This window comes from Nostoc sp. NMS8, from assembly GCF_017115045.1.
Lineage (GTDB): Bacteria > Cyanobacteriota > Cyanobacteriia > Cyanobacteriales > Nostocaceae > Nostoc.
The window spans coordinates 42,899-55,352 of record NZ_JABXKK010000031.1 but is presented as its reverse complement, the minus strand read 5'-3'; the positions used below and the strand labels follow the sequence as shown (position 1 = coordinate 55,352).

10 protein-coding genes and 1 pseudogene are annotated in these 12,454 nt (G+C 40.9%); 6 read left to right on the top strand and 5 right to left on the bottom strand.

All coding sequences use genetic code 11. From position 1 onward, the window contains the following. Window positions 1-232 precede the first annotated feature (232 nt). Window positions 233-475, bottom strand: coding sequence for a hypothetical protein (locus HWQ39_RS03720; protein WP_292841742.1), 243 nt, complete (start codon window positions 473-475; stop codon window positions 233-235). Between the two features lie 688 nt (window positions 476-1,163). Between HWQ39_RS03720 and HWQ39_RS03715 the strand changes: the two genes are divergently transcribed. The 6 genes from HWQ39_RS03715 (at window position 1,164) to HWQ39_RS03690 (ending at window position 9,431) form a co-directional block, all read left to right on the top strand. Next, window positions 1,164-3,878 carry a calcium-binding protein gene (locus tag HWQ39_RS03715; protein ID WP_292841740.1) on the top strand — a complete coding sequence of 905 codons (2,715 nt, stop codon included), beginning with the start codon at window positions 1,164-1,166 and terminating at the stop codon, window positions 3,876-3,878. Window positions 3,879-4,119: 241 nt separating this feature from the next. Next, window positions 4,120-4,509, top strand: a complete 390-nt coding sequence (locus tag HWQ39_RS03710) for a hypothetical protein (protein WP_292841738.1) — start codon at window positions 4,120-4,122, stop codon at window positions 4,507-4,509. A gap of 182 nt (window positions 4,510-4,691) precedes the next feature. Next, window positions 4,692-4,889 carry a hypothetical protein gene (locus tag HWQ39_RS03705; RefSeq protein WP_292841736.1) on the top strand — a complete coding sequence of 66 codons (198 nt, stop codon included), beginning with the start codon at window positions 4,692-4,694 and terminating at the stop codon, window positions 4,887-4,889. A 51-nt stretch (window positions 4,890-4,940) separates the two neighbouring features. Further along, window positions 4,941-7,172: a hybrid sensor histidine kinase/response regulator gene (locus HWQ39_RS03700; RefSeq protein ID WP_292841745.1), complete on the top strand. Its 2,232-nt coding sequence runs from the start codon at window positions 4,941-4,943 to the stop codon at window positions 7,170-7,172. Between the two features lie 235 nt (window positions 7,173-7,407). Further along, window positions 7,408-7,647, top strand: a complete 240-nt coding sequence (locus HWQ39_RS03695; protein WP_104909601.1) for a hypothetical protein — start codon at window positions 7,408-7,410, stop codon at window positions 7,645-7,647. A gap of 185 nt (window positions 7,648-7,832) precedes the next feature. Continuing rightward, complete coding sequence (locus tag HWQ39_RS03690; RefSeq protein ID WP_292841734.1) at window positions 7,833-9,431, top strand: Hsp70 family protein; 1,599 nt, start codon at window positions 7,833-7,835, stop codon at window positions 9,429-9,431. A gap of 24 nt (window positions 9,432-9,455) precedes the next feature. Here the strand turns inward: HWQ39_RS03690 and HWQ39_RS03685 are convergent. From HWQ39_RS03685 to HWQ39_RS03670, 4 genes and pseudogenes are all read right to left on the bottom strand, one after another. After that, window positions 9,456-9,869: pseudogene (locus tag HWQ39_RS03685) on the bottom strand (Uma2 family endonuclease); the annotation flags it as partial. A 173-nt stretch (window positions 9,870-10,042) separates the two neighbouring features. Next, window positions 10,043-10,561, bottom strand: a complete 519-nt coding sequence (locus HWQ39_RS03680; protein WP_292841732.1) for a L,D-transpeptidase — start codon at window positions 10,559-10,561, stop codon at window positions 10,043-10,045. A gap of 611 nt (window positions 10,562-11,172) precedes the next feature. Beyond that, a complete protein-coding gene (locus HWQ39_RS03675; protein ID WP_292841730.1) occupies window positions 11,173-11,688 on the bottom strand; it encodes a L,D-transpeptidase in 516 nt (171 codons plus the stop codon). Window positions 11,689-11,801: 113 nt separating this feature from the next. Further along, window positions 11,802-12,434 (bottom strand): bifunctional 4-hydroxy-2-oxoglutarate aldolase/2-dehydro-3-deoxy-phosphogluconate aldolase, encoded by a 633-nt coding sequence (locus tag HWQ39_RS03670; RefSeq protein WP_292841728.1) that lies wholly within the window; start codon window positions 12,432-12,434, stop codon window positions 11,802-11,804. Between the last annotated feature and the right edge of the window lie 20 nt (window positions 12,435-12,454).

Here is a 12,454-nt window from a genome sequence, read left to right as displayed (position 1 = left end):
TACAATTTCCATATGGCTATCGAGTCGGTGCAAGTTTTTTCTAATCAGCACCTTAATGGTTCGATAGCTTTCTTGTCTATTCCGTCAACTAAAAATTGTCCGGAGTATTGTAAAATAGTACCTCCCATTTGTTCAATAGACATCTCCAAAATGACGTAGGTACAATACCCTGCGGGAAACCGCTTTGCGTCTAAATGAATTGTACCTACTAAGGATTTCGTGAAACGCATAATTAATTTTTGGAGATATCTAAAGAGTAGATATTGAGTCCAGTTCCTTCGTTTTCGGCATAGTGCGGATGGGTTGCAATTTTTTCTGGGTAAGTCAGATCATGTCTGCGTTCGTATTTTTGGTAATATATACCCATTCTTTTTGAGACATAATGCATCACCATACGTAGGCGTAGCCCCTTGATGCTATTGTAGCCCAACCCAGGCATCGCAGCATTGAAAAAGAAAAGTTTGAGTATTCCCAAAGTTTGCTGCCTTGAAAGTCTCCTCTCAAATTTCTTTGTGGCTGCTGTCTACAAATTCTCGACTATAAACTTTAAAAATGTGAAGAACACACTATTAGCAAATACATTTCTCGGTATATAATGTAAAGAGTATGCAAAGATAGTTCTCTAGCTATAGACATCTAAATAAATATTCAGTATTTAGTTAGTATCAGGTTATTTAGATGTTCCCTATTTTTAAGTCAGACACCCACGGGCAATAGCCCACAACTAAGGTATAAAAATCGCTTTCCCTGTCAAGAGTTAATTGTTCCCTATTTTCAAGACAGTAAGACTAGTGTTTTTTTAAGGTGTTGTAGAGTTTCGTGCATTTCAGCTTGATTTGGCAAAGCTTTTTCAGCAATGGTTGGTTTGAGCTAGGCTGTTCTATCAAGAATAGTTATAAAAAGCCTGAAACTACCTATTTTTTCTGTTCATTCATACGGTCATGAATTTGTACAGTGAGTAGGATTTGATACTGAGACAATTGCTGCTTGTAAGCTGGTCAACAAAGTGGATTTTCGAGAAAAATTATTGTCCCTAAAGGGTGACATAAAAGTATTCCGAAAGCATCAATTATCGGCAAATTCTTGTGCTTTAAAATAGCACTGAGTCAGTGCTGAAAACTTAAAAATTACTGAAAAAATTGATTTAGTTGAGATATAAAGTTATGGCAAATATCAATGGAACCAACAGCACAGAGACAATTACAGGTCAAGCAGGTAACGATATCATCACAGCTAAAAAGGGTAATGACATTGTGACTGGTGGTGGTGGCAGAGATCAATTTGTTTACAACTTGGGCGACGGTACTGATACCATCACTGATTTTGGTGGCATAGGTAAAGGAGTAAACCCGACAGCAGCAGTCATTGCTGAAGTGGATACCCTCAAATTCATTGGTGCTGGCTTGAATGCCCGAAATCTGCTGCTTACCCAGAATGGCAGCAATCTGGAAATTACCTTTGAAGGGGTGGCTGGTGCCAAAGTTATCCTAAAAAACTTCAAACTAGAAAATTTAGAGAATCTGAAAGCTTCTGGTACAACTCCAGCTATTGGCAATATCTTGTTTGATGGGCAAGCTAGCATCATCGACAACTTCGATGTCCTCGATGCCAACTCTACTAATACTAGTTTGGGCAACAAGAACACGGTGACTTTCTTCAATGACCTCAACAATAACATTGTAGGTTTAGACAATTCAGATGATGTGATCAATGGTCAGGGGGGAGATGACAAAATCGATGGCAAGAGTGGCAACGACCTTTTAAGGGGTGGTGCGGGGAATGATACTCTCATTGGTGGTGCAGGCAATAATACTCTCAACGGTGGAACTGGTGACGATAACTTGAGCGCTAACAGTTCAACAGGCAATAACCTGTTCATTGGGGGCGATGGCAATGATACTCTTTCCGTCTCTGGCCACCAGTACACTGACTACCCAGATGGCGACGATCTTCGCTCTTCAGGGAAGAACACCCTCAACGGTGGCGCTGGTAATGATTACTTGAGTGCTAGCGGTTCAACAGGCAATAACCTGCTCAATGGAGACGACGGTAATGATACTCTCTCCATCTCTGGCTACTACCAAGGAAATCCTTACTTTGATGACGACTCTCGCTCGTCAGGCAATAATACTCTCAACGGCGGCGCTGGTGACGATAACCTGAGTGCTAGCGGTTCATCAGGCAATAACCTGCTCAATGGTGGCGATGGCAATGATACTCTCGACATCTCTGGCTACTATAACTACACTCCCGATAATGATCCGTATGAAATGCGTGACCTCTCCATTACATACGACTCTCGCTCGTCAGGCACTAACACCCTCAATGGTGGTGCTGGTAATGATTACTTGAATGCTAGTGGTTCAATAGGCAATAACTTACTTAATGGTGGTGTGGGCAATGACACTATCATTGGTGGTGCTGGTAATGATACAGTCATTGGTGATACAGGCAATGACTTCCTCGACGGTGGTGCTGGTAATGACTCGTTGCGGGATGATGCGGGGGACAATACCCTCAATGGTGGTATTGGTAACGATTATTTGAATGTTGACTCTTCATCAGGCAATAACCTACTGGATGGTGGCGATGGCAATGATACTCTCTCTGCTTTAGGTGACTACGATGGCAATATAGTGTCTGGTGATAACACCCTCAAGGGTGGTGCTGGTGACGATCGCTTGATTGCTGACAGTTCAGCAGGCGATAACCTACTGGATGGTGGCAATGGCAATGATTCTCTCTCCGTCTCTGGTGGCTACTACGACCCTGTGGTGTCTGGTAATAACACGCTCTACGGTGGCGCTGGTAACGATAGCTTGAGTGCTTTCTTTTCAACAAGCGATAACTTACTAGATGGTGGCGAAAACAACGATCATCTCTCCATCAATCTTGCCAGTGGTAATAACACCCTCAAGGGTGGCGCTGGTGACGATTACTTGAGTGCTAACATTTCAACAGGTAATAACCTACTGGATGGTGGCGATGGCAATGATTCTCTCTTTGCCTCTGATTTCGAGGGCTACAGGTTTGATAACACCTCAGGCAATAATACCCTCAACGGTGGTGCTGGTAGCGATCGCTTGAATGTTGACTATTCACGAGGTGCTAATCTGCTTTCCGGGGGTGATGGCAATGATTCTCTCTCTGGTTCTAGCTATGGCTACGGCTTTGGAGGATCTTTTTATAACACCACTGGCAATAACACCCTAAACGGTGGTGATGGTGACGATAACTTGAATGTTGACTTTTCATCAGGCGCTAATGTGCTATCTGGAGATAATGGTAATGATTATCTATCTGCCTCTGGCTACCAGTATGACGAGTACGGCAACGACGGCGAAGGAATCTATCGCAGAACGTCAGGCAATAATACCCTCAACGGTGGTGCTGGTGCCGATAAATTAATTGTTGATTATTCAACAGGTAATAATCTGCTCTTTGGGGGAGATGGCAATGATACTCTCTCCGCACATAGCGCATTAGGCAATAACACACTTTATGGTGGTGCTGGCAATGATATCCTCACAGGTGGCAACGGTAATGACACCCTCTACGGAGGAGATGGAATTGATACCTTTGCCTTTAATAGTTACCATGAAGGTTTGGATCGTATTTATGACTTCAAAGCCAGTAATGAATTGATTCAGGTATCATCTACTGGTTTTGGTGGTGGGTTATCAATAAGTTCACTTCAGACAAGTCAATTTACACTGGGAACATCTGCAACAACAAGCAATCAACGATTTATCTATGACAATATTACAGGTGCATTGTTCTTTGACCAGGATGGTAGTGCAGGTGGATTTGCTCAAGTAAAATTTGCACAACTATCAACTGGATTGTCATTAACCAAAAACAATTTTGTGGTCGTTTAATTTTGATTAACCTTCTTCTATCTCTCTAGGTATGGTTTGCAAGGTGCTTTTGTAAGCACCTTGCATTTGATTTTTTAATACCAGATCATGTCTGCGTTTGGATTTTGGTTTAAGTACGAGATATGGTTATGCGTATGCGTAGCCCAACCCAGGTATCGCTTGATCTCGATCGTAGTGTAAGTGTAGCGTAGCACAGCTAATCGCAGCGTTCTGCCTATAGCTTAGTTTTAAAAGATATATAATGTTTTGGGTAAAGCTCTCAATTCCTTGTACTGTCCGCCAAGATCCCGACACTTATCGTCATAAGCTTGGTATATTAAAATTTCCCAACAAACCCAACGGTCAGCCAATGCGTTATATAGTGACACTTAGGCAGGCAATTTTGTTTGCCGATTCTCAGCAACAGAAACAAGCTTTGAATTTTCTTGCATATCTTATGCAATCACAGGTGACAAGTAAATATCTGAAAGCTGCTGGAGGCTGTAATTTACCAATCATAAAGACACTTTGGCAAGATCCAATCGATCCACATGTTTCAACTGCGGTTAAGACTTTAACAGAAGGTTCAACGCGGCTGTTTTCTTATGTGCAAAACCCAGCATATAGTGTAATTTTAGAGGAGAATATTTAGGGGAAAGCTATTAATCGAATAATTGTAGATAAAATTTCTCCAGAGCAAGCAACTAATGAGGTAATTAAGTAGATAAAGCAAATTTTTGCTTAATGGTAATCAATAATTATTTATATTAACTAAAGGAGTAAGCTGTCTGCATCAATATCAATAAAGATAAATATATTTAAAATTATAAATATATGAAGTTTTGGAATCAGCACTTAACTACTAAAGTTGCCAGTTCCTTCTTATTGCTATCTTTAGTAACTGTAGGCGTAGTGGGAGGATTTGCTTTTATCAATGCAAGGGATGCATTGAAGGAAGCTGCTTTTGAAAAACTTAATGCTGCTGCCACTCTTAAAGAAGAAGAAATTACCCGTTGGTTTGAAGACCAATAACGAGACTTTCTCTTAGTTACTCAGTTTCCAGACGTACAAAATAATTTTCAAATCCTTTTAAATTCTAAAGCCTCGGATAAAGATCGTCGGTATGCTTATAAAGTTATCTCGAACTATCTCAAAAACATGGCTAAAATCAAGCCAAGTCTGGGAGAAATTTCTCTTATTGACCGTAGCAATCGAATTATTTTATCTACTAATAAGCAGCGTGAAGGTCAATATGAAATTTTAGCTAATGTCACCTATATTAAACAGATTAAACCAGGAAATTCTTTTGCCCCCATTTTCTATGTCTCAGCGAACACTCGCAAACCATTAGTTACTTTTGCAACACCTCTACATGATGCCGCGATGGTACGTCAAGGTGTTCTCTTAGCAGATTTAAATTTAGATCGTATAGATCAGATTGTGCGAGAACGTACAGGCTTAGGTAATAGTGGTGAAACTTATTTGGTTGGTTCTTTAGTAACCAAAAATACTTTTATTTCTAAAAATAAAGATAAAACACTGGAATTTTATAAAGGAGTTAGCAGCCAAGGTATTGATGCAGCAATGAGTGGCATTAGTGACCAAGGACTTTATCCAAACTATAGCGGAGTGCTAGTAATTGGGGTATATCGCTGCCTCAATGACCAAGACCTTGCCTTAATGGTAGAAATGAAGCAAGAAGAAGCCTTTGCACCTGCTCGCCGATTAGCAGGGACGATTATGTTAGTGGGATTTTTATCAATGGGATTTCTATTGATTGGAGTGTCTTGGCTAACGCGGCAGTTAAAAATCTCTGGCGAACAGTTAGAGAATTATAGCCAGAGATTGGAGGTAAAAGCTAAAGAAGCTGAAACTGCCAACCGTGCCAAAAGTGAATTTCTTGCAAACATGAGTCATGAACTTCGTACTCCTCTCAATAGCATCCTTGGTTTTACTCAGTTAATGATTCGTGATTCTTTTATCAATTCTTATCAGATGGAACATTTAGAAATTATTAGTCGCAGTGGAGAACATTTGCTGACCTTGATTAATAATGTGTTGTCAATGTCAAAAATTGAGTCTGGTTTAACGACACTGAATAACAATAGCTTTGACTTGTATACTCTACTAGACTCAATTGAAGAGATGTTTAAACTCAAAGCCAAATCTAAAGGTTTACAGATGATATTTGAGCGGAGACCAGAAGTTCCTAAATATGTGCAGGCCGATGAAAGTAAATTGCGTCAAATATTGATTAATCTCCTTGGTAATGCTATCAAATTTACTCAAGAAGGCGGTGTTAGTTTACGCGTGAGGATAAAAGAAGAAAGTAAACTACAGCAACAAGAAGAGGAAGAAACAAGAAAAAGCTCTCAACCCTCACTTTTCTGGCTTAATTTTGAAGTCGAAGACACTGGATCAGGGATTGCATATACTGAAATTGAACAGTTGTTTAAGCCCTTTGTGCAAACAGAAACAGGTCGGAAATCTCAACAAGGAACCGGTTTGGGTCTAAGCATTAGTCAACAATTCGTGCATCTAATGGGTGGAAGCATTACTGTTAAAAGTATTTTGGATCAAGGAACGATTTTTTCTTTTGATCTCCAGGTTAGCCTCGCAGAAGTAGGTGAAGCTCCGATTCGACAGTTAAAAAGACGAGTAATTGGTCTAGAGCCTAATCAACCAAAATACCGAATTTTAGTAGTTGAAGATAAATGGGAAAATCGCCAACTCCTAGTCAAGATGCTAACATCCCTCGGCTTCGAGGTACATCAGGCTGCAAATGGTCAAGAAGGAATAACCCTTTGGCAAACCTGGGAACCACACCTGATTTGGATGGATATGCGGATGCCTGTGATGGATGGGTATGAAGCGACTAAGCAGATTAAAGCGCATTTAAAGGGTCAGGCCACTGTCATTATTGCTCTAACTGCTAGTGCTTTTGAAGAGGAGCGACTTGTGGTTTTATCGTCAGGCTGTAACGATTTTGTGCGTAAGCCGTTCCGAGAGGAAGTAATCTTGAATATGATGTCTAAATATTTGGGGGTGCGTTATGTATATGAACAAGAACCCATTCAAAAAGACCAATTTGCAGACAATTCAGACCTGAAACTTTTCTCATTAGAAAAGATTTTGGATCGGATGCCTACTGAGTGGGTGAAACAGCTACACCAAGCGGCACTGTGTACCGATGAAAAGCTGATTTTTAGGCTGCTTGAGCAAATTCCTGAAGAATCAGCTCTTTTGGCAAACACTTTGTCTGATTGGGTTAATAATTTTCGGATTGATAAGGTTATTGATTTAACACAACGATGAAGAGTGCTGAGTTGAAAGACTGCTTCACAAGGGACGGGGCAAAACCCAAGTGCAAAAGTCAGCCGTACTATTTCCAAGCTCTGAACAAATTTCAGATTTGTAATTTTACTGGAGTAGTCCGGTTAAACAGTTGCTCAAGTATGGAAAAATCTAAAATTTCTTATCTAGATTAAGTGTATTCACATATTGCATCAATTTGAACTCTAAGATATAAAATTGAGTTAAACATCTATCTATGGCTAGAAAAACACAACGCCTTTTGCTGCTAATTGTTTCTTGTAGTATCACTGGTGTAATTTTAGGAGGTACTGCTGGTTGGGCAGAAAGTAGTCTCTGCTTGGAAGACAGTAAGGTTACAAGTGAGTGCCTGACCCAAGATCCATTCCAAAAAACTATCCAAGGGATGAGTACCGGCTTGTTAGCTGGCGCTGGGGCTGCTTTTGGTGCAGTTTGGCAGTTGCGGAATGAAGATTGAACTTACAGCAAGAGTTAGGACTTTCGCCAAATCATTTTTTGCTTAGGCATAGCCCAATCTAGGCATCGCATTCTTAATTTTCTCAAACGCCCCTTGCCCGATCAATTGCATTTTTGGTGGGTTATGGAGAATAATCACAAAGAAAGCAGCTTTGGCATCTTTGTGCGAGAGAATAAATATAAAATATGGCGATCGCAATCGATTTTGGTACTAGCAACACAGTCATTGCTCGTTGGAACCCCGTAACCCAGCAGCCAGAAACCCTGACTCTACCAGGCTTATCAATTAAACAAAGTCTCAATCCGCCACTGATTCCCAGCTTGGTTTATATTGAAAACGCAGCCCAAAATAAAGTCTTAGTCGGGCAACAAGTACGCGATCGCGGTTTTGACCTCAAGGGCGAAACGCGATTTTTCCGCAGCTTCAAACGCGGTATCGGTGCAGATATTCAAGGTTTCTTACCCGAACTAGATGGGCAAATTGTTACCTTTGAACAAGTAGGGCAATGGTTTCTCACCAAAGTAATTGAACAACTAGCACCCCTGGAAGGTGGGTTAGATTCTCTCGTGTTAACCGTACCCGTGGATAGTTTTGAAGCTTATCGTCACTGGTTGGGAAAAGTTTGTCAAGCTCTCCCCGTCGAACAGGTGCGAATGCTGGATGAACCCACAGCCGCCGCCTTGGGTTATGGCTTGGCAGATCAAGAAATTCTCTTGGTGATTGACTTTGGTGGCGGTACTTTAGATTTGTCCCTTGTCCGGTTGGATAAAGGCGTGCAAGCAACCACCAAACCGCTAGGATTTATTCTTAAGTGGGGTAATAAGTCTCTGGCTGAAGATTCAAAACAAAAAGCTAAAACTGCCCGTGTATTGGCGAAAGCTGGGCAAAATCTGGGTGGTACTGATATTGATAATTGGTTGGTAGATTACTTCGCCAAAACTCAAGAGTTGGCGGTAAGTCCTTTGACAACACGATTGGCAGAACGGGTAAAAATTCAGCTATCAACCCAAAATCAAGCTAGTGAAGTTTATTTTGATGATGAGACATTTGAAAGCTATGAACTGGAACTAAACCGCGATACTTTTGAAAATATCCTCAAAGAACACGCATTTTTTGAGTTATTGGATGAGTCGATGGCAACACTGTTGCAGCAAGCAAAACGCCAAGGGATAGAACTTCCTGATATTAATGCAGTTTTGTTAGTTGGTGGAACAGTGCAATTGCCAGCAGTGCAGACATGGATAAAACAGTATTTTGAGCCAGAAAAAATCCGTTGCGAACGTCCCTTTGAAGCGATCGCTCAAGGTGCATTACAGTTAGCTCAAGGGATACAAATTAAAGACTTTCTGTATCATAGTTATGGTATCCGCTACTGGGATCGCCGCAATCAGCGTCACAAATGGCATTCTCTGATTAAAGCTGGACAGGCATATCCCATGAGTCAGCCAGTGGAATTAGTTTTAGGCGCTTCTGTGGAAAATCAGCCCAGCATTGAGTTAATTATGGGAGAATTGGGAGCAGATATAGGTAGTACTGAAGTTTATTTTGATGGCGATCGCTTAATTACTCGTCGTCTAGACAGCAATGAAACCAGCGTCAAACCCCTCAACGATCAAGAAGGTGCGAGGACAATTGCCCAACTGACACCAGCCGGATATCCTGGAAGCGATCGCATCAAAATTCTCTTTCAAGTTGATGAACAACGCTTTTTGCGAATCACCGTTGAAGACTTGTTAACTAATGACACACTTTTGGAGAATCAACTTGTGGCACAGTTGAGCTAGATATAATGCACATCATCAGTCGTAAAACCATCCCAGGTGACTGCCATACTTCAGACAGTGAAGAATGTTCCCAATTACTTTATTGGGTTTTTGTTCTGGCGAGAGAATCTCAATCGTCCAGTCTGGTGTAAGTTCAAAATTATCAGGTACTTCATCATCAACTGTGAACGGTATGCGTTTCCACAGAAATACAGCCACATCAGGTATAATTGAGCGCTCCCCAAAACTACATCGTAATTCGGGAAACCCATAGGCAATCTTCTGATTCTCCGTGACTTCATTAACAACAGCACAGAGCTTGCCTTGTAAGCGGCTGTGTCTCCCTTTTGGCATTGGCTTTTGAATAATCTTTCCGTTAATATATTCACTCACAGGCTTTGTTTCTGGGAGCTTCAGAAACTCTTCCAATGTGAGAGTTTGAGTTATTATGCCGCTCATAGCTCCTGAATCCCTCGAAAATGTATTTTTGAGTCTACCAGTATATGTTTACAGGTACGTTCACTCCATGAACGCACCTGTCCACACATCAAGATTAGAATTGTACTAACGATCAATTCATCATCACGATAATTCGTAATTGAAATTCTTAATAACGAATTAGGAATTACGAATTATTTCTGCACCACTACTAAAGTTCCGGTTGAAGCCCAGTTGTAAAGATCGCGAGCTTGCTTAACAGGTAAATTTACGCAACCGTGGCTCACTGGAGTTCCAAAACGCTTATGCCAGTAAGCGCCATGGATGGCATACCCTCTGTAGAAATACATTGTGTAAGGAACATCAGGGATATTATAGTCCCTGCCTCGCATCCGGTGAGTACGATACTTAGAATTAATCCGAAATCTACCTATTGGTGTGGGAGTTGATCGCTTACCTCCAGAAATGCGGTATGAATGAACAAGTTTATTACCTTCCCATGCACGTAAACGTTGCTCTGACAAGTCAATTTCAATCCAGCGGTTAATATTATTAGTGCTGTTTTGATCGACTGACGTAGCTGTTGCTGTGGTCGAGTTTGGTGTACCTGTTAACGGTGATGACCAAGAGAATAAAGTCACCACTATCAGCGCCACGCCTGTAAAAAAAGTTCCAGAAGAACGAATCCCACCACTACGAATCCAAGTTTGCATTATGTCTCATCTTCTAAACTACGCAAAAATCATGAAGTGAAGTAATTTTCTGGAACATGACAAATTTCCAGAGTGACTACTCGCTTTCTGTGGAGGATTTACGCAATTCATCTTTTATTTGTCATTAGTCATTAGTCATTTGTCATTTGCCCTTTATCATTTATTCTTGGTTAGGGAACTCCAAGAAATAAATTATTCAATATCGTGGAGTGGGCAACATGAGTGCCCAGTTGATATGGCTCTCGTGTCGCCCACCCTACAAGAGTTAATTGAATATTTTTTTATTTGTAAGTCCCTTACATAATGAGCAATGATTAATGACTAATGACCAATTACCAATGACAACCTTTACAAAAAATCTGTCATTTAAGTGTCTAAATGCAAAGTTTTCCCTAATTCATCTTTGCATTTTTAATTCCACAGAGAAATTGTCAGGATTTACACTTATTTTTTGGGTAAATCGTTGAATACCCTCTTCTGTATTTTATTTCAAATTCAGTAATTCCGACTCCGAAGATTCCCAGCATAAAATCTTGCTGGGAATCACTTAATTGTCTTGATTTTTTGTTATTTATGATTTTACCTAAATTGCCTTCTGCCTACTTCACCTACTATTTCTGGATGACTATTGGTGTACCTACTGATGCCCACTGAAATAGCCATTTTGCATGTTTGGGTGCGATATTCACACAGCCGTGGCTCACTGGAGTGCCAAATCTCTTATGCCAGTATGCTCCGTGAATAGCGTAATTACCCTGATAAAACATCGCATAAGGAACGTTGGGAACATTATAGTTTTCTCCCTGCATTCGCGTAGTTTTGAACTTAGATTGAACCTTAAAAGTACCAACAAGAGTGGGAGTAGCTTTTTTACCAGAGGAAATAGCACTTCCATAAACTACTTTGTCACCTTCCCAAGCGATTAATCGTTGCTTTGAAAGATTAATTTGAATCCAGCGCTGATCCGATTGTTGTAATGTCTGGATTGTTTGTGCAATCACTTTATCTTTGGAATTCGCCCAAACTTGACTCGTTCCAGTAGTAGTAAAAACACTTAAGGACAGTGCTGTACCAGTGAGGAGTATTTGTAAGCGACGCACCCAGTCAGCATAAATCAGTCTTTTCATTTTAGATACACTTACACTCAAATTATGGGGTCTTGAGAAACTTATCAGGTTTCACGTTTATTTCCATATCTATTACTTTAATAGACGTGAATTTTTGATGATTTGATTCTAAGTTAACCTAACTGTTGCATAAGGTTTTTTGCCTGAGTTGCGATCGCTTGCCAATTTCCTTCTGTGACAAGCTTTTTGGGAAATAATTCACCGCTCAAACCGACAGCGATCGCTCCGGCTTGCAAAAATTCTTTGGCATTTTCCAGAGTGACACCGCCAGTTGGAATTAAGGGAATCTGACCTAGTGGCCCTTGCAAATTTCTGATATAATCAGCCCCTCCTACTGCTTGTACGGGAAACACTTTTACACAACTAGCGCCCTGACTCCAGGCGGTAACAATTTCTGTAGGTGTTAATGCTCCTGGTATAATGGGCACATTCTTTTCTTGTGCTGCTTGAATCATTGCCGGATCAATATGGGGTGTAAAGAGGAATTGCGCCCCAAATGCGATCGCATCTTGTAGCTGCTGCACATTGAATAGCGTACCAGTGCCAATGATACAGGCTGGTAATTCCGAACGTAGTTGACTAATTAATTCCCCAGCGCGATCGCTATTCCAGGTAATTTCAATTAGCTGCATTCCCCCAGATGCTACAGCCATTGCCATTTGCTCTCCCACTTCGATTTTAGGGGCGCGGATGACTGCGATCGCTTTGTGTTTTTGCAACTGTGATAACCAAATTTGATTAGGCATTTTGACTGGGGACTGGGGAT